General features: G+C 66.7%; 16 protein-coding genes. All 16 read left to right on the top strand.

Annotated elements, in window-relative coordinates:
* Window positions 1-68 precede the first annotated feature (68 nt).
* The 16 genes from IQ25_RS06295 (at window position 69) to uraH (ending at window position 18,633) form a co-directional block, all read left to right on the top strand.
* Complete coding sequence (locus tag IQ25_RS06295) at window positions 69-2,528, top strand: TonB-dependent siderophore receptor (protein ID WP_144903855.1); 2,460 nt, start codon at window positions 69-71, stop codon at window positions 2,526-2,528.
* Between the two features lie 74 nt (window positions 2,529-2,602).
* Window positions 2,603-3,721, top strand: coding sequence for a purine nucleoside permease (locus tag IQ25_RS06300; RefSeq protein ID WP_246415649.1), 1,119 nt, complete (start codon window positions 2,603-2,605; stop codon window positions 3,719-3,721).
* Between the two features lie 15 nt (window positions 3,722-3,736).
* Entirely contained in the window at window positions 3,737-5,110 is a 1,374-nt protein-coding gene (locus IQ25_RS06305; protein WP_144903857.1) for an 8-oxoguanine deaminase, read from the top strand.
* Between the two features lie 13 nt (window positions 5,111-5,123).
* Window positions 5,124-6,497: a uracil-xanthine permease family protein gene (locus IQ25_RS06310; protein WP_144903859.1), complete on the top strand. Its 1,374-nt coding sequence runs from the start codon at window positions 5,124-5,126 to the stop codon at window positions 6,495-6,497.
* A gap of 91 nt (window positions 6,498-6,588) precedes the next feature.
* The gene (locus tag IQ25_RS06315; protein ID WP_144903861.1) at window positions 6,589-7,734 is read left to right on the top strand and encodes an AtzG-like protein; all 1,146 of its coding nucleotides are present in this window, start codon (window positions 6,589-6,591) and stop codon (window positions 7,732-7,734) included.
* Window positions 7,731-9,065, top strand: a complete 1,335-nt coding sequence (locus tag IQ25_RS06320; RefSeq protein ID WP_144903863.1) for an AtzE family amidohydrolase — start codon at window positions 7,731-7,733, stop codon at window positions 9,063-9,065. Before IQ25_RS06315 ends, IQ25_RS06320 begins: the two co-directional genes overlap by 4 nt.
* Window positions 9,062-10,420: an NCS2 family permease gene (locus IQ25_RS06325; RefSeq protein WP_144903865.1), complete on the top strand. Its 1,359-nt coding sequence runs from the start codon at window positions 9,062-9,064 to the stop codon at window positions 10,418-10,420. The genes IQ25_RS06320 and IQ25_RS06325 overlap by 4 nt, the downstream gene beginning before the upstream one ends.
* A complete protein-coding gene (locus IQ25_RS06330; RefSeq protein ID WP_144903867.1) occupies window positions 10,417-11,346 on the top strand; it encodes a 5'-methylthioadenosine/S-adenosylhomocysteine nucleosidase in 930 nt (309 codons plus the stop codon). Before IQ25_RS06325 ends, IQ25_RS06330 begins: the two co-directional genes overlap by 4 nt.
* A gap of 5 nt (window positions 11,347-11,351) precedes the next feature.
* Entirely contained in the window at window positions 11,352-12,935 is a 1,584-nt protein-coding gene (locus IQ25_RS06335; protein ID WP_144903869.1) for a gamma-glutamyltransferase family protein, read from the top strand.
* Window positions 12,929-14,158 carry an allantoate amidohydrolase gene (locus IQ25_RS06340; RefSeq protein WP_144903871.1) on the top strand — a complete coding sequence of 410 codons (1,230 nt, stop codon included), beginning with the start codon at window positions 12,929-12,931 and terminating at the stop codon, window positions 14,156-14,158. Before IQ25_RS06335 ends, IQ25_RS06340 begins: the two co-directional genes overlap by 7 nt.
* A gap of 43 nt (window positions 14,159-14,201) precedes the next feature.
* Complete coding sequence (locus IQ25_RS06345) at window positions 14,202-15,386, top strand: pyridoxal-phosphate-dependent aminotransferase family protein (protein ID WP_220094532.1); 1,185 nt, start codon at window positions 14,202-14,204, stop codon at window positions 15,384-15,386.
* Complete coding sequence (puuE, locus tag IQ25_RS06350; RefSeq protein ID WP_144903873.1) at window positions 15,383-16,285, top strand: allantoinase PuuE; 903 nt, start codon at window positions 15,383-15,385, stop codon at window positions 16,283-16,285. Before IQ25_RS06345 ends, puuE begins: the two co-directional genes overlap by 4 nt.
* Window positions 16,282-16,662 (top strand): oxalurate catabolism protein HpxZ, encoded by a 381-nt coding sequence (hpxZ, locus tag IQ25_RS06355; protein WP_144903875.1) that lies wholly within the window; start codon window positions 16,282-16,284, stop codon window positions 16,660-16,662. Before puuE ends, hpxZ begins: the two co-directional genes overlap by 4 nt.
* Window positions 16,659-17,099, top strand: coding sequence for a 2-oxo-4-hydroxy-4-carboxy-5-ureidoimidazoline decarboxylase (uraD, locus tag IQ25_RS06360; protein ID WP_144903877.1), 441 nt, complete (start codon window positions 16,659-16,661; stop codon window positions 17,097-17,099). Before hpxZ ends, uraD begins: the two co-directional genes overlap by 4 nt.
* On the top strand, window positions 17,096-18,295 hold the full coding sequence (locus IQ25_RS06365; RefSeq protein WP_144903879.1) for a urate hydroxylase PuuD: 1,200 nt from the start codon (window positions 17,096-17,098) through the stop codon (window positions 18,293-18,295). Before uraD ends, IQ25_RS06365 begins: the two co-directional genes overlap by 4 nt.
* Window positions 18,292-18,633, top strand: coding sequence for a hydroxyisourate hydrolase (gene uraH, locus IQ25_RS06370; RefSeq protein WP_144903881.1), 342 nt, complete (start codon window positions 18,292-18,294; stop codon window positions 18,631-18,633). The genes IQ25_RS06365 and uraH overlap by 4 nt, the downstream gene beginning before the upstream one ends.
* Window position 18,634: the final 1 nt, after the last annotated feature.

Raw genomic sequence — 18,634 nt, forward strand, 5'->3', positions numbered from 1 at the left:
TCAACCAGGCGACGTCCGGACTTCAAGGGGAAGACGGAGCGCCAAAAGCGTCCAGGGGGGTTAAAACAATGCAAGACCCGATCACACTCGCAGCCAACACCACGTTTCGCAGCCGCAGCCTGATGAAGGGCCTTGCTGCCCTCCTGACCTGCACCGCGCTGACCACGCCTGTCTTTGCGCAGGAAGCGGCCGATGCGGAAGAGCCGCCCAAGGAAGAGATCGTCGTCACCGGCTCGCTCAATGCGCTGCCGCTGAAGGACGTCGGCTCGATCTTCGGCTTCGACAAGAACCTGGTGGAAACGCCGCGTTCGGCCTCGTCGATCTCGAAGGAGCAGATGGAGCGCTTCGGCGTGACCGAGATCTACGATCTCGTCGCCCAGTCGCCCGGCACCTTCACCAATTCGTTCTTCGGCGTAGGCGGCGCGCTCGACATTCGCGGCACGCCCGGCGAAGTCTATTTCCGTGGCATCCGCCGTCTGGACAACCCCGGCAACTACCCGACGCCGATCGGTGCCTCCGACCGCATCGACATCGTGCGCGGCCCCGCCTCGCCGATCTATGGACCGTCGAAGACCGGCGGCTACATGAACTTCGTGCCCAAGTCTGCGCGCGTGGCCAGCGGCAAGTACATGGACAGCCCCGAAGGGCAGCTGACCTTCACGACCGGGAGCTGGGAAAAGGCGGTGCTTTCGGCAGACCTGCGCGGTCCGGGCCATCTCGGCACGCAGGAATTTGGCTACAGCCTTTATGCCGAAGTCGAGAATTCGGGCAGCTACTACCGCAACATGAGCACCAGGCAGACGATCCTGCAGGCGGCGTTCGATACCGACATCACGCCAAACCTGCGGCTCGAGTTTGGCGGCATGTACCATGACTTCAAGGGCCAGCAGAACGGTGGCTGGAACCGCCTGACGCAGGAGCTGGTCGACAACGGCACTTATATCACAGGCTCTGCGCAGCCGGTCGATACCGATGGCGACGGGCAGATGTCGCAGGCCGAAATCAACGCGGTGAGCCCCGGCGGCTTCTCCAAGTTCGGCACGTTCGGCTGCGGCGGCGGTTCGGTCTTTGCCTCGGGCTTTACCGATGCGTGCTTTACCAGCGCCTATCCCTACCTTGCGCTGACCAATGTCGGCACGGCCAAGCTTGACCGCCGCAACACGCTGACCGGCCCGAACGACAAGCTGAACAACAAGGCCAAGACGTTCTACTTCGACCTGATCTTCGATGGCGGGGACGATCTGGAGATCAAGAACCAGTTCTTCTACGACGGCTACACCAACCTCAACGAAAACGCCTACGGGTTCTCGCAATTCCACGATTCCTATGCGATCGAGGACCGCATCGTCATCGCCAAGTCGTTCACCAATGACATGGGCAAGTTCTCGTTCCAGGCCTCGCCGTCGATCCGCTACACCAAGTTCAAGCACGGTGACGACTTCAACTACGAGTACTTCCACCGCGTCGACCTGACCAAGGGCTATACCCCGCTGTCGGATCGCCTGCTCTCGACCGAGTGCGACTGCGACTACACCTCGTACAACCAGGGCCACTATACCGACCTTGGCGCGGCGTTCCTGACCGATCTCGATTTCAACTTCGGTCTCGGGATCACGGCGGGTGCGCGGTATGACCATATCTCGGTCACCACGGCAGACGTTGCGGCGAAGCTGGAAGACCCGTCCTCGGCGGCCAGCGCGAAGGACAGCAAGGGCGCTTGGTCGTGGTCGGCCAGCATCAACTACAAGACGCCGTTCGGCCTGATCCCCTATTTCACCGTATCGCGCCAGTCGACCGTGATCGCCGGGCAGGGTGCCGAGATCTATGCCGGCGACGTGGCCGCAGGCACCTTCATCAGCGCGTCCAAGCTCTATGAAGGCGGCATCAAGGGCTCGTTCCTCGACAACCGGCTCTATGGCGCGGTTTCGGTGTACAAGCAGACCCGCGTGGACCGCAATGCGCAGGCGATCGTCACCAACCAGGCGGTCGAGACCAAGGGCATCGAGGCCGAAGTGCGCTGGTCGGTCGACCGGCACCTGCTGATCACCGCCAACTACACCAAGACCAAGGTCTATAACCTGACGGCGCTCGGCAATGGCGTGCTGTTCAGCTTCTTCGGCATCGAGGATCTGGTCAATGTCAGCAACCCGGCGCTCTACCTTGGCGGCCAGCCGATCGGCCTCGTGCTGATCACCAACAAGGAACAGTCGCGCCGCGCAGGCATCCCCGAAGACCTCTACTCGGCCACCGCGACCTATTCGTTCGACAACGGGCTGGCCGTTGCGGGCAGCATCACGCGGGTGCCGGAAGTGTTCTCGGGCCAGTCGCAGGCGGTCAAGCTGCCGGCCTATACGCTGGTTGACGCCTCGCTGTCGTACACCACGGGTCCGTGGCTGCTGCGGGCGGTGGTCAAGAATGCCACCAATGCCAAGTACTTCCGCGCCAACTTCACCGAACTGTTCGGCAGCACCATCGCGCTGCCGGAACGTCCGCGCAGCTGGCAGGCTTCGGTCGTCTACAAGTTCTGACGACTGGTCTGAATGCGAGGGGCGGTTTCCTCCCGCCGCCCCTCGCAACCGGGCAATCTTTCAAGGTTACAGACATGATGCGAACCATAGCGCGCGTTGCGCTTTCCGTTGCGGCCCTGCTGGCCGGAGCGCTGCCTGCCCATGCTGCGCCAGTGGCCGATGCGGCGACCGTTGCGGCGGTGAAGGCCTGCGTTCCGGCGCGGCCTTGCGCGGCCAAGCTGCCGGTGCGGGTGGTGGTCGTCACCATGTTCGAGATCGGCAAGGACAGCGGCGACAAGCCCGGCGAGTTCCAGCTGTGGAAGGAGCGGCGCGGGCTTTCTGTGACGCTGCCGTTCCCGCAGGGCTGGCACGACCTTGCCTATGATCCGCAGACCGGCGTGCTGGCGATGGTGACGGGGATGGGCTCGATCAAGTCGGCCACGGCGGCGCTGGCGGTAGGGCTGGATGACCGGCTGGACCTGTCGAAGGCCTACTGGCTGGTGGCGGGGATTGCCGGGATCGATCCGGAGGATGCCTCGGTCGGCTCGGCCGCATGGGCGCGCTACCTGATCGATGGTGACATCGCGCACGAGATCGATGCGCGTGAAATTCCGGCAGGGTGGAAGAGCGGCTACTTCGCGCTGCACAGCAAGGGGCCGATGGACCCGACGCCGCTGCCGCCGGAAAATGGCGAGATGTTCGAGCTCAACCCTGCGTTGCAGGAATGGGCCTTCGCGCTGACCAAGGACATGAAGCTGCCCGACGATCCGGCGATTGCCACGGCGCGCAAGGCCTTCACCGGCTATCCCAACGCGCAAAAGCCGCCGTTCGTGCTGAAGGGCGACAATCTGGCGGCGATGACCTTCTGGCACGGCGCGAAGATGAACGCCTGGGCCAACGACTGGACGAAATTCTGGACGCGGGGACAAGGCGAGTTCGTCACCTCTGCCATGGAGGAGACGGGGACGTTCCAGTCGATCGAATACCTGACCCGCGTGGGCCGCGCCGACCGGGACCGGGTGATGGTGCTGCGCTCTGCCAGCAATTTCAGTATGCCGCCGCCGGGCGTCGATCCCGCAGGTTACCTGCTGAGCGAGAACCAGGGCTATGCCGGGATGACCGCGGCGCTGGAGGCGCTCTATCTCGTGGGCGGCAAGGTGGTGGACGAGATCACCGGACATTGGGACCGTTACGAGAAAGCGCCGCCCAAGTGAGGGGCGCTTGCTGACATGGCTCTGACGCTGATCCGCAATGCCGCCGTCGTGGCCACGATGGACGATGACGGCATTGGGACGGGCACCGAGATTGCGGGCGGTGCAGTGGCGATGCGCGACGGGGTGGTGCTGGCGGTGGGGACCACGGCCGAGCTGGCACCGCTGGCGGGCCATGCCGATGTTATCATAGAGGCGGCGGGTTGCGTGGTGACGCCGGGGCTGGTGAACACCCACCACCACTTGTACCAGACGCTGACCCGCGCGCTGCCGGGCGCGACCGAGGCTTCGCTGTTCGGCTGGCTCAAGCGGCTCTACCCGATCTGGGCGACCTATACCCCCGACGACGTTTTCGCCGCGACCCAGCTGGGGCTGGCGGAACTGGCGCTTTCGGGCTGCACGATGAGTTCGGATCACCTCTACCTGTTTCCGAACGGGGTGACGCTGGACGATACGATCCACGCGGCACAAGGCATCGGCCTGCGCTTTCACGCCACGCGCGGGAGCATGAGCGTGGGGACAAGTGCGGGCGGGTTGCCGCCGGACAGCCTGGTAGAGCGCGAGGATGCGATCCTGGCCGACTGCGTGCGGGTGATCGACCGGTTCCACGATGCTGCCGATGGCGCGATGGTGCGGGTGGGGGTGGCGCCGTGCTCTCCCTTCTCGGTGAGCCAGGGGCTGATGCGCGATGCGGCGCTGCTGGCGCGCGACAAGGGCGTGATGCTGCACACCCATCTGGCCGAGGATGCCGATGACGTGGCGTTCAGTCTTGAGCGGTTCGGCTGTCGTCCCGGCCAGTATGCCGAGGAACTGGGCTGGACCGGGCCGGACGTGTGGCATGCCCATTGCGTGCAGCTCGACATGCAAGAGATCGACCTGTTTGCGCGGACGAAGACCGGAGTGGCGCATTGTCCGGGCTCGAACTGCCGCCTTGGATCGGGCGTCGCGCCGGTGCGGGCGATGGTCGATGCAGGCGTGCCGGTGGGGCTTGGAGTCGATGGCTCTGCCTCCAACGATTCCGGCAATCTGCTGGGCGAGGCGCGTCAGGCGATGCTGTTGCAGCGGGTGACGCATGGGGCGACGGCCTTTGCCGCGCGCGAGGCGCTCAGGCTTGCCACGCGGGGCGGGGCGCAAGTGCTGGGACGGCATGACCTTGGCAGCCTGACGCCGGGCAAGCGCGCCGATTGCGCAGTGTGGGACATGGGCACGGTCGCCTCTGCCGGAGCGTGGGATCTGGTGGCGGGGCTGGTGCTCGCGCCGCCTGCAGGAGTGCGCGACCTCTTCGTCGAGGGCCGCGCGGTGGTGCGGAACAGCGAGCTGGTGCTGACGACGAGGGCGGCGGTCGTGGCCGCTGCGCACAAGTCGCTCAATCGCCTGATGGCGCTGGCATAGGAGGGGGGACGGCATGGCCTTGCCCGCAGCAGTGACCCGCGATCAGGCGCGCGATCCCGATTTCTTCCCCGGCTTTGGCCTCGCCATTCCGCTGGGCGTGCAGCACGTGCTGGCGATGTTCGTATCGAACCTGACTCCGCCGATCATCATTGCAGGCGCGGCTGGCTTCGGCTTCGGATCGCCCGATCCTTCGGCGCTGATCTACATGATCCAGATGTCGATGCTGTTTGCCGGTATCGCCACGCTGCTGCAGGCGGTGGGCGTGGGTCCAATCGGGGCGCGGCTGCCCTTGGTGCAGGGGACGAGCTTTGCCTATATCCCGGTGATGATCCCGATCGTGGCGGGCAAGGGCGTGGAGGCGATGGCCGCGCTGACCACGGCGGCGCTGATCGGCGGACTGGTGCACGGGATCTTGAGCATGTTCGTGGGCCGCGTGCGCTTTGCCCTGCCGCCGCTGATCACCGGGCTGGTGGTGCTGATGATCGGCCTGTCGCTGATGCGGATCGGGGTGCAATATTCGGCGGGTGGGGTTCCGGCCATCGGGACGCCTGCATTCGGCGCGGGGCAAAGCTGGCTGCTGGCGGCGGTTGTCGTGCTGGCGACGCTGGGGCTCAAGTTCTTTGCGCGGGGGATCTGGTCGACGGCTTCGGTGCTGCTGGGGTTGCTGGCTGGATATGCGGTGGCGCTGGCGATGGGGCGGATCTCGTTCGATGCGGTGGCGAGCGCTCCGGTTGCCATGCTGCCGAGCCCGTTCCATTTCGGCTTTGCGCTTTCCGCTTCGGCCATCCTCGGCTTCGTGTTGACCGGGTTCGTCTCCTCGATCGAATCCATCGGCGATGTGGAAGCGATCTGCGAGGGGACGGCGGGACGGCCCGCGACCGATGCGGAGCTTCAGGGCGCGGTGGCGGCGGATGGCGTGGGCACAGCGCTGGCGGCGGTGTTCGGGGCGATGCCCAACACGACGTTCAGCCAGAACGTGGGCCTGATCGCGATAACCGGCATGATGAGCCGCCATGTCGTCACGCTGGGCGCGGTGTTCCTGATCCTGTGCGGACTGGTGCCCAAGATCGGCGCGGTGGTGACGACGATCCCCATCGAAGTGCTGGGCGGCGGGGTGATCGTGATGTTCGGCATGGTCGCCTCGGCGGCGCTCTCGATGCTGGCTTCGGTGGAATGGAACCAGCGCAACATGCTGGTCTTCGGGGTGAGCCTGTCGCTGGCGCTGGGCCTGCAGCTGGAGCCCGACGCGGTGGCGCACTTGCCCGAGACGGCGCGGGTGCTGCTGACATCGGGCGTGCTGCCAGCGGCGGTGCTCGCCATCGTGCTCAACCTGATGCTGCCGCGCGAGACGGCTGATGAGGAGCCCGCTCTGGTGGCGGCGGAGTAGGCGTGGGTGGGGGCGCTCTCTTTTTTGCAACGATGTGTGCCGATCATTGCGTTGGATCGGTAGGGTGGGGCGGGGCATAGCGGGACGAGCCATGGCCACGCGCAGCAAACTTCCCTCGGTCGATCCGTTCCTGCTCTGGCTGGTGGGCACGGTCGTGGCGGCGAGCCTGCTGCCGGCGCGAGGCGTTGCGCTCGAAGCGTTCGATGTGGCGGCGGATGCGGCGATCGTGCTGCTGTTCTTCCTCCATGGCGCAAAGCTGAGCCGCGAGGCGGTGCTGGCGGGCATCGGCAACTGGCGGCTGCATCTGCTGGCGCTGGGCTTTACCTACCTGCTGTTTCCGCTGCTGGGGCTGGGCGCGGCAAGGGTCGCGGGGATGGTGATCGATCCGGCGCTGGCGATGGGTCTGCTGTTCCTCGCGCTGCTGCCATCGACGGTGCAAAGCTCCATCGCGTTCACCGCGATGGCGGGGGGCAACGTGGCGGCGGCGGTGTGCTCTGCCTCGCTTTCCAACCTTGTCGGGATCGTGCTGACGCCGCTGCTGGTGGCGCTGTTCATCCATTCGGGCGGCGACGGCGGAGTCGACGGATTCTCGTCCGTGCAGAAAATTGCAACGCAATTGCTCCTGCCGTTCGTGGCGGGGCATCTGCTACGGCCGGTGATTGGCAAATGGGTCGATGCGCACAAGAAGCTGCTGCAACCGGTGGACCGGTCGTCGGTGCTGCTGGTGGTCTATTCGGCGTTCAGCGCGGCGGTGGCGAACGGGGTGTGGAGCCGGGTCGGGCCGTTTGACCTTGGCGTGTTGCTGCTGGCCTCGGCGGTGATCCTGGGGGTGGTGATCGCGGTCAATGGCGTGGTGGCGAAGCTTGTTGGCCTGCCGCGCGAGGATGCCATCGTGCTGCTGTTCTGCGGATCGAAGAAGAGCCTTGTTTCGGGCGTGCCCATGGCGGGCGCGCTGTTTGCGCCGGCGCAAGTGGGCATGGTGATCCTGCCGCTGATGATCTTCCACCAGTTGCAGCTGTTCGTCTGCGCCTGGCTGGCGGGACGCTATCGGCGCGAGCTGGATGCAGCCGCTGCGATCCTTCCGCCGCAGGATGAGGCGGCGGCGCTGGCACGGGCGCAGGCGATTGGCTTGCCGATACCTGAGGCGTGCCGCGCGGGTGTGGTTGCCAATCTCGAACTGCTGACGCGCCATGCGCGGGTGCTGGATGGCGGCAAAGTGGGCGGGGGCGGGGCATGAGATCGGCTGTCGAGATCGCCGCTGCTGTGCGGGCGGGACAGGTCAGTGCATCCACGCTGGCCGCGCAGGCGATTGCCGCGCTCAAGGCCGATGCGCATGTTGCCGTCACGCGGATTCTGGAAGAGCGCGCTCTGGCCGAGGCGGCGGCGGTGGATGCCTTGGTCGCCCGCGGCGACGATCCGGGACCGCTGGCGGGCGTGCCCTATGGGGTGAAGGACCTGTTCGACGTGGAGGGCTTGCCGACGACGGCAGGTTCTGCGGTGTTGGCGGGCGCTGCGCCTGCGCAGGGCGATGCCGAGGCGGTCTGCCGGTTGCAGGCGGCGGGCGCGGTGCTGGTGGCGACGCTCAACATGGACGAGTTCGCCTATGGCTTTGCCACGATCAACGCGACTTATGGGACGACGCGCAACCCGCATGATCCGGCACGGCTGGCGGGGGGATCTTCGGGAGGTTCGGCGGCGGTGGTGGCGGCGGGGTTGGTGCCGATCGCGCTGGGGTCTGACACCAACGGGTCTATTCGCGTGCCCGCCAGCCTGTGCGGGCTCTATGGGCTGAAGTGCGCGCATGGATCGTTGCCGGTGGCGGGGACTTATCCCTTTGCCGAGAGCTTTGACGACATCGGGCCGTTTACCGCCAACCTTGCCGACATGGCGCTGGTGTGGGGCGTGCTGCGGGGTGAAGCGGTGCCGGAATGGACCGGCGATGTGCGCATTGCGCGGCTGGGCGGGCGGTTCCACGAGAATGCCGATCCGGCGCAGCTGGCGGCTATCGACGCGATCGCGGCGCATGCGCCGCTGGTGGAACTGCCTGACATTGCGCGGGCGCGCAGCGCGGCGTTCCTGATCACCGCGTTCGAGGGCGGGCACCTGCACCGCGATACGCTGGCCACGCGGGCGATGGACTACGACCCGGCGGTGCGGGATCGGCTGATTGCAGGCGCGCTCCTGCCGGATGAGCTTTACGGCAGGGCGCTCGCCTTCCGCGCAGACTTTCTGGCGCGGCTGGAGGGGCTGATTGCGGATTTCGACGTGCTTGTGGCCCCTGCCACGCCTTGCTCTGCGCCGCTGATCGAAGATCCGCGCATCATGATCGACGGGGCGCTGAGCCCGGCGCGGGCGGACCTTGGGATTCATACGCAGCCGATCACGTTCACCGGCCTGCCATCGCTGGCGGTGCCGCTGCACAGGCCGGGCGCGCTGCCGCTGGGGCTGCAGCTGATCGGCAAGCCGGGGGGCGAGGGCGCGCTGCTGGCGCTTGCTGCGCGGCTTGAAAATGAGGGATTGACCGGCGTGAGCGCGCCGGAGCGCTCGATTGCGGGGGAACTGATATGACGGGGGAAACCACTGGGGCATCGGGGGCTGAGGGCGGCATGCTCGAACGCCACTTCCGGATGCGCGAGCGCGGGACCAATACGCGGACCGAGGTGCTGGCGGGATTCACCACCTTCCTGACCATGGCCTATATCGTGCTGGTCAACCCGGCGATCCTTGGGCAGGCAGGCATGCCGGTGGCCTCGGTTGCGGCGGCGACCTGCTTTGCCGCGGCCTTTGCCTCGATCCTGATGGGCATGGTGGCGAACACGCCGCTGGCGCTGGCGCCGGGGATGGGGCTGAACGCCTATTTCAGCTTTACCGTGGTGCAGCAGATGGGTGTGCCCTGGCCGGTGGCGCTGGGCTGCGTGTTCATCTCGGGCGTGGCGTTCCTGATTCTGACGCTGACGGGCGTGCGGCAGCTGATCGTCTCGGTCATTCCGCAGCACCTGTTTGCCGCCGTTGCGGGCGGGATCGGGCTGTTCATCGGCTTCATCGGGCTGAAGGACGCAGGCATCGTCGTGGCCAATCCCGCCACGTTCGTCGGTCTTGGCAGCGTGACGCAGCCGGGACCGGCGCTGGCGCTGTTCGGGCTGGTGGTGATCGGTACATTGAGCGTGTGGAACGTGCGCGCGGCGATGCTGATCGGCATCGTGCTGACGACGATTGCCGCGTGGATCGTGGGCCTGGTCAGTGCGCCGACCGAGCCTTACAGCCTGGCCGCGCTGACCGGGACCGCGTTCCAACTGGATATCGCGGGCGTATTCGGGCTTTCGGGAAAGCACGGCATCGGGTTGCTGGAAATCCTGTTCGTGTTCCTGTTCGTCGACCTGTTCGACAATATCGGCACGCTGGTGGCCGTGACCAAGCGGGCCGGGCTGATGGACGCGGCGGGCAAGATTCCGGGCCTCAACCGCATCCTGATGACCGATGCCGTGGCAACGATGGTCGGCGCGATGGCGGGGACCAGCACGGTCACCAGCTATGTCGAGAGCGCTGCGGGCGTGCAGGCGGGCGGGCGCACAGGGCTGACGGCGGTGGTCTGCGGGCTGCTGTTCTTCGCCACGATGTTCGTCGCGCCCTATGCGCAGCTGGTGCCGCTGGCGGCGACTGCGCCCGCGCTCGTCGTGGTTGGCGGGCTGATGCTGTTGCCCTTGACCGAGGTCGACTGGGAAGACCCGATGGCGGCGATCCCGGCGTTCCTCACCGTGGCGATGATCCCGCTGACGTTCTCGATCGCCAATGGCCTTGCCTTCGGCATCACCGCCCACGCCCTGCTCAAGCTGCTCAAGGGCAAGGCGAGCACCAAGGACTGGTTCCTGTTCACCCTCGCCGCGCTGTTCGTGGCGCGCTTTGCCTGGATGGCCGCTGCATGATCCGGAAGATTGCCTTCGCCCTCGCCACGCTGCTCCTGCCTGCGAGTGCGCAGGCGCAGAAGCTCGATGATACCCCGCGCACCGTGGTGATGACCGCGTTCCGGCCGGAATGGAACGCGCTCGTCCATACGGTGAAGGATGCGAAAGAGCATTCGATCAACGGCGGCACGTTCCTGACCGGAACGATGGAAGGCAAGCCGGTGGTGCTGATGCAGAGCGGGGTCAGCGTGGTGAATGCCGCGATGAACACGCAGCTGGTGCTCGACCGGTTCAGCGTGAAGCGCATCGTCTTTTCCGGGATTGCGGGCGGGGTGGACCCCAAGCTTTCGATCGGGGACGTGATCGTGGCCGAGAACTGGGGGCAGTATCTCGAGGCCTCGTTCGCGCGCAAGACCAAGGGCGGGTGGATGCCGCCCGACAAGGGCAGCGCGGAAAGCCCGGCCAACTGGTTCTTCATCTTCCCGCGCGGGACGGTGATGGCCAATGCCGCCACGGCTCCGAAGCGCATCTATCGCGTGCCGGTGGACGCAGGGCTGCTCGATCTGGCGCGCAAGGTGGTGCCTTCGATCACGCTGGAACGCTGCGTGCCACCTTCGGAAAAGATGCTCGAAGGATCGGAGCTGTGCCTGCCGAGCGTGCCCAAGATCGCGATTGGCGGGACCGGGGTGACGGCGGGCATCTATGCCGACAATGCCGAGTTCCGTATCTACCTGCACAAGGCCTGGGGCGCGCGCGTGCTGGACATGGAAAGCGCGGCGGTGATGCAGGTGGCCTATTCCAACATGGTCCCGGCCATCGTCTTCCGCAGCCTTTCCGACCTTGCTGGCGGTGACAAGCACAAGAACATGGAGGACACGTTCGAGCACCTCGCCTCGGTCAATTCGGCGCATGTCGTGCGCGCCTATCTCGCCGCGCTGCCGGACTGATCGCGATGGCTCTCGAAACCGTCACCGGAACGAAGGGCATGGTCACCGCGCCGCATTGGCTTGCGGCAGAGGCAGGGCTTTCGGTGCTGCAGGACGGCGGCAATGCGGTGGAGGCGACCGTGGCGGTCGCCGCGTGCCTTGCCGTGGTCTATCCGCACATGACCGGGATCGGCGGGGACGGGTTCTGGGTGATCCACGAGCCCGATGGCGCGGTGCATGGCATCCATGGCTGCGGCGGGGCGGCGCAGGCGGCCTCGCTTGAGCTTTATGCGGGGCTGGAGGCGGTGCCATTCCGGGGGCCACTGGCGGCCAATACCGTGGCGGGGACGATTTCGGGGTGGGCAGCGGCGCTTGAGAGCGCGGGCGGATCGCTGCCGCTGTCGCGCCTGCTGCGCGATGCGATTGCCCATGGCGAGGCGGGGGTGGCAGTTCCGGCAGGGCATGCCGCGATTGCCACTGCCAAGGGGCCGGAGTTGCGGGTGCAGCCGGGGGCTTATGCGCATGTCTTCGAGCCGCAAGGCCGTCCGCTTCATGAGGGCGATGTGCTGCGTCAGTCGGTGCTGGCGCAGACATTGCGGCGATTGTGCGAAGAGGGGCTGGAGAGCTTCTACACCGGGCCGCTGGCGGCAGATATTGCCGAGGATCTGGCGGCGCTGGGCAGTCCGGTTTCGGCTGCCGATCTTGCCGCGCATGAGGCGACCCGGCCCGCGCCGCTGACGACGCGGCTGCACGATTGCCGGTTGTGGAACAGCGCGCCGCCGACGCAGGGGTTCGCCTCGTTGGTGATCCTTGCGCTGTTCGACCGGCTGGCGGCGGATACGGCAGACGGGTTCGATCACGTCCACGGGCTGGTCGAGGCGACCAAGCAGGCGTTTTTGCTGCGCGATGTGCATGTGGGCGATCCGGCGTATCATGACTTTGACTGGCAGGGGTTGCTGTCCGATCACGCAGCGCTGGATGAACTGGCCGCCCGGATCGATCCGGCAAAGGCCCTGGCATGGCCGCAGCCGCCGCAGTGGGGGGATACCTGCTGGTTCGGGGCAGCGGACGGCGAGGGGCGCGTGGTCAGCGCGATCCAGTCGACCTACTTCGAGTTCGGATCGGGGCTGGTGCTGCCGAGGACCGGGATCACCTGGCAGAACCGGGGGAGCAGCTTCCGGCTGGCGGCAGACGGGTGGAATGCGCTGAAGCCGGGGCGCAAGCCGTTCCACACGCTGAACCCCGCTCTGGCGCGGTTCGATGACGGGCGCGTCATGGCCTATGGCACGATGGGCGGCGAAGGGCAGCCGCAGACGCAGGCCGCACTGTTCAGCCGCTATGCGCGTTTTGGCGCGGACTTGCAGGATGCGATCTGCGCGCCGCGCTGGTTGCTGGGGCGGACGTGGGGGGAACAGTCCACCACGCTCAAGCTGGAGGACGGGTTCGATCCGGCGCTTTACGAAGCGCTGGCCGAAGCGGGGCACGATGTAGAGCGTGTGGGGCCACTGACCGCGACGATGGGGCATGCGGGCGCTATCGTGCGCCATGGCGACGGGCATCTGGAAGGCGCGACCGATCCGCGCAGCGATGGCGGAGTGGCGGCGTGGTGAGTGGCGCGCGCGCTGTCCTGCGGTGCGACGAGCTGACGGTGCCGCCGTTCAGCGACAGCGCAAGCGGGCTGACGCGGACCTATCTTTCGCCAGCCTACAATGCCGCGCAGGACCGGCTGGCCGGATGGATGGCCGAGGCCGGGATGACGGTGCGGCGCGATGCGGCGATGAACCTGATCGGGCGTTATGAAGGTGTGGTGGGAGGTTCGCCCGCGCTGGTGATCGGGAGCCACCTCGACAGCGTGCGCAATGCCGGGGCCTATGACGGGCCGCTGGGGATCATGCTGGGCGTGGAGGCGGTGGCGGCGCTCCACGCGAAGGCCGCGCGCCTGCCCTTTGCCATCGAGGTCTATGCCTTCGGGGACGAGGAAGGCTCGCGCTTTCCTGCGGCGATGCTGACGAGCCGGGCGGTGGCGGGCACGCTCCATCCGGCGGCGCTGGAGGTGACGGACCGCGAGGGCGTGGCGCTGGCCGAACTGGTTGATCTGGCGGCCTACCCTTCGGCGGCGCGAAGCCGGGGCGAGGTGATCGCCTATCTCGAGGCGCATATCGAGCAGGGGCCGGTGCTGGAGGCGCAAGGGCTTGCGGTTGGCACCGTCACCGGCATTGCCGCGCAATTGCGCTATGAGATCGAACTGGGCGGGACGGCGGGCCATGCCGGGACGACGGCGATGGACCTGAGGCGTGATGCCGTGGCGGGCATGGCCGAAATGGTGCTGGCGGCCGAGAGCGTGGCCAGGGCGGGGCCTGCCGATCTGGTGGCGACGGTGGGCGTGGTGCAGGTGCCTTCGGGCGCGGCCAACGTGATTGCGGGCAAGTGCGCGTTCACGCTTGACGTGCGGGCGGCGAGTGCCTCCACCCGCGATGGCGCGGCGGACGAGATCCTGCGCCGCTTTCGCGCCATCGCCAATGCGCGCGACCTTGGTCTTGCCGTGCGCAAGGGCCACGACCTTCCCGCCAGTCCCTGCGATCCGGCGCTGATGCACCTGCTCGATCGGGCGACGGAGGCGGCGGGGCATGCGCCCTTCCGCCTCGTTTCGGGCGCGGGGCACGATGCCATGATCATGGCTGCGCTTTGCCCGACGGCAATGCTCTTCGTCCGCTGCCGGGGCGGGGTGAGCCACAATCCTGCCGAGCATGTCGATCCTGCCGATGCCGATGTGGCGCTGCAGGTCATGCTCGGCTTCATCGAACAACTGGGAGCCAGTCTTGAGCCCGCTTGATCCGACTCTCTTCGGCGAAATCGACCCTCCGCAGCGGCTGCTGATGGGGCCGGGGCCGGTCAACGCCCATCCGCGCGTGTTGCGGGCGATGTCGGCGGACCTGCTGGGGCAGTTCGATCCCGAAATGACCGGGTTCATGAACCAGGTCATGGCGCTCTACCGACCGATCTTCGGCACACAGAACCAGTGGACCATGCTGATCGATGGCACCGCGCGCGCGGCGATCGAGGCTTCGCTGGTGAGCCTGGTCGAGCCGGGCGACACGGTGCTGGTGGTGAACTTCGGGCGCTTTGGCCTGCTCCTGACCGAGATCCTCTCGCGGCTGGGGGCAAGGGTCGAGCAGGTCAGCGCGCCGTGGGGCGAGGTCGTGCCGCTGGAGGTGATCGCGCGCGCCATCGAGATGCATGGGCCGAGCGTGGTGGCGACGGTCCATGGCGATACCTCGACGACCATGGCGCAGCCATTGGAAGGGCTGGGCGCACTGTGCAAGGCGGCGGGGGCCTTTGCCTATGTCGATGCGACGGCGACGCTGGGCGGAATGGAAATTGCGGGCGACCGCTGGGGCGTGGATGTGGTGACGGGCGGCTTGCAGAAGTGCCTTGGCGGGCCTTCGGGCAGTGCGCCGATCACCATTTCCGACCGCGCGGCGCAGCGCATTTTCTCGCGCCGGCATGTGGAGCAGGGCATCCGGCGCGACGACATTGCAGATGGCAAGGGGCCGCGCATTCCATCCAACTACTTCGATCTGGCCATGATCATGGATTACTGGTCGGACAAGCGGCTGAACCACCACACCGAGGCGACCTCGATGCTCTATGCCGCGCGCGAATGTGCCCGCGTGGCATTGGGCGAGGGGCTGGAGGCGCGGTTTGCGCGGCACCGCAAGGCTGGCGCGGCGATGACGGCGGGCCTGCGCGCGATGGGGCTGACGGTGTTTGGCGACGATGCCCACCGCATGACCAACGTGACCGGGGTCTACATCCCCGAAGGCGTCGACGGCGAGGCGATCCGCACGATGATGCGCGATCACTTCGAGATCGAGATCGGCACCGCCTTCGGGCCGCTGCAGGGCCGGATCTGGCGGCTGGGCGCGATGGGCTACAACGCGATGAGGCACAAGGTGCTGCTGACGCTGGGCGCGCTTGAGGCCTGCCTCAAGACGCAAGGTTTCAGCCTGCCGCTGGGCGAGGCGGTGCCGGCGGCGATTGCGGCGTGGGAGGCGGCATGAGCGTCCACCGCGATCTGACCGGTTACGGCGCAACCCCTCCCGCCGCGCAATGGCCGGGTGGGGCGCGGATCGCCGTGCAGTTCGTGATCAATTACGAGGAAGGCGCGGAGAACTCCGTGCTGAATGGCGACAAGGGATCAGAGGCGTTCCTGTCGGACATGGTCGGGGCGGCGAGCCATCCGGCCCGGGCGATGGCGATGGAAAGCCTTTATGAATACGGCAGCCGCGCCGGGTTCTGGCGGCTGCACCGGCTGTTCGCCGCGCGCCGCGTGCCGGTGACGGTGTTTGGCGTGGCAGCGGCGATGGAGATGAACCCGGCGGCGGTCGAGGCGATGCTCGAAGCCGGGTGGGAGATCGCGAGCCACGGGCTACGCTGGATCGACTACCAGTACGTGCCCGAAGAGGTGGAGCGCGAGCATATTGCGCAGGCCATCGCGCTGCACACCAGGCTGACCGGCGAGCGGCCGCTGGGCTGGTATCAGGGGCGCACCTCGCCCAACACGGCGCGGCTGGTGGTGGAGGAGGGCGGCTTTCTCTACGACGCTGACAGCTATGCCGACGATTTGCCCTACTGGGACGTGCGGCATGGGAAGCCGCAATTGATCGTGCCCTATTCGCTTGATGCCAACGACATGAAGATGGTGGCGCTGAACGGCTTTACCGAGGGCGAGCAGTTCTTCCGCTACTTGCGCGACACTTTCGAGCAATTGCGCGAGGAGGGCGGGCGGATGATGTCGGTCGGCCTGCATGGGCGCATTGCCGGAAAGCCGGGGCGGGCGCGGGCGGTGGCGCGGTTCCTCGACCATGTGATCGAAAGCGGCGATGCGTGGATCGCGCGGCGGATCGACATCGCGCGGCACTGGCTGGCGCTGCACCCCTATGCGGGAGGCGCGGCGTGACGATCGACGATCCGGTGCTGCTGGCCGAAGTGACCGCTGCGTTTCAGGCTTATGAGCGCGCGCTGATGGCGGACGATCTGCCCGCGATGGACGCGCTGTTCCACGATGCGCCGACGACCAACCGCTTCGGTGTGGGTGAAGTGCTGTGGGGCATGGAGGCGATCCGGGAGTTTCGCAAAGGGCGCGGCGGATCGCCGCAGCGCCGGTTGGGGCAGGTGGCTATCACGGTTTACGGGGACGGGTTTGCCACGGCGGACGCCGAGTTCTTCCGCGAGGGTAGCGACCGGCGGGGACGGCAGAGCCAGGCCTGGGTGAAGTTTGCCGATGGCTGGAAGGTCGTCTCCGCACTCGTCAGCCTTGAGGGGAGCACATCGTGACCGCGCTGTTCGAGCATAGCCCCTGGGTTGAGGCGCGGGCGGATGCCCTGCCATCGAGCGGGGATCGCCATGCCGATCTGATGGCGGTGGTTCATGCGGCGAGCCCGGAGGAGCAGCTCGCGCTGATCCGGGCGCACCCCGAACTTGCCGGGAAGGCGGCGGTGGACCGCACCCTGACCGAGGCTTCGGCGGCGGAGCAGGCGAGCGCGGGGCTCGACCGGCTGAGCGAGGCGGAATTCGCGCAGTTCCATGAATTGAACGCGGCCTACCGGGAGCGCTTCGGCTTCCCGTTCATCATCTGCGTGCGGCTGACCGACAAGGCGGGGATTCTGGCCGCAATGGAAGCGCGACTGGCGAATGACTGCGAGACCGAAATTGCCACCGCCATCGCGCAGATCGGCGAGATCGTTCGGCTTCGACTGGAGGACATGGCGTGAGTGTCGATTGGGGCGAATGGCTGAACCTGGCGATCCGCTGGTTCCACCTGACGGCAGGCATCGCGTGGATCGGCTCGTCGTTCTACTTCGTCTGGCTCGACAACCATCTGGTGCCGCCCAAGGAGGGCGAGGCGACAGGCGAAGTGTGGTCGGTCCACGGTGGCGGGTTCTACCACAAGCAGAAGTATGCCGTGGCGCCGGCCAAGATGCCCGAGGATCTGCACTGGTTCAAATGGGAGGCCTATACCACCTGGATCACCGGCTTTTCGCTGCTGGTGCTGGTCTATTGGGTGGGGGCCGACAGCTTCCTGATCGATCCGGCCAAGGCGCAGCTTTCGCAAGCGGCTGCCATTGGCATAGGGGCCGCATCGCTGGTGGTGGGCTGGCTGGTCTATGATCTGCTGTGCCGATCACCATTGGGGCGTGACAACCGGGTGCTGGGGGTGGCGTGGTTTGCCTTTCTGGTGCTGGCCGCATGGGGGCTCGACCGGGTGTTCAATGCGCGCGGGGCCTATCTGCATGTGGGGGCGATGATCGGCACGGTCATGGCCGCCAACGTGTTCTTCGTGATCATCCCCAACCAGCGCAAGGCGGTAGCGCAGCTGATGCGAGGGGAAGCGCCCGATCCGGCTCTGGGCAAGGCGGGCAAGCAGCGCTCGGTCCACAACAACTACATGACGCTGCCGGTGCTGTTCATCATGATCAGCCACCATTACGCGATGACCTTTGGCGCGGCGCGGCCATGGCTGGTGCTGGCGCTGCTGGGGCTGACCGGCGTTGCGGTGCGCCATGTGTTCAACTTGCGCCATCAGGGCAGGAAGACCGGGCGGGCGATGGTCGTGGCCGGCGTGATGGCGCTGGTGAGCGTGACATACGTTTCGGCAGAGAAGGCGACTTTGCCTGCGGTCGCGCAGGCCGCGGAGACATCCGAGCTGCCTGCGACATGGGCCAGCGTGGAGCCCATCTTCCAGAAGCACTGCACAAGTTGCCACGCCGCCAAGCCGACCAGCGAGGCTTTCACCGCGCCGCCATTGGGGGTGATGCTCGACAGCTATGACCACAGCCGCGCCGCTGCCGAGCGGGTGAAGAAGGTGGCCGTCGATGCCGAGATCATGCCGCTGGGCAACATGACCGGCATGACCCGTGCCGAGCGCGATGCGCTGGGCCGCTGGATCGCAGCAGGAGCGCCGCAATGACCACGCTTTCGACCCACGTGCTCGATACGATGCATGGTTGCCCGGCTGCTGGCGTGAAGCTGCGGCTTGAGGACAATTCGGGTGCAGTGCTGTTCCTTGGCGAAACCAATACCGATGGACGCTGTCCGGGACTAATCGAGGCCGTGCCGGAACTGGCATCGGGGCGCTACGCGCTGGTCTTTGCCGTGGCAGACTATTTCCGCGGCATGGGCGTTACCCTTGCCGAGCTGCCGTTTCTGGATGAGGTGCGCATCGCCTTCGGCATGGCCGACGAGGGGCATTACCACGTGCCGCTACTTGTCTCGCCCTTTGCCTATTCGACCTATCGGGGAAGCTGAG

The organism is Novosphingobium taihuense, assembly GCF_007830315.1.
Lineage (GTDB): Bacteria > Pseudomonadota > Alphaproteobacteria > Sphingomonadales > Sphingomonadaceae > Novosphingobium > Novosphingobium taihuense.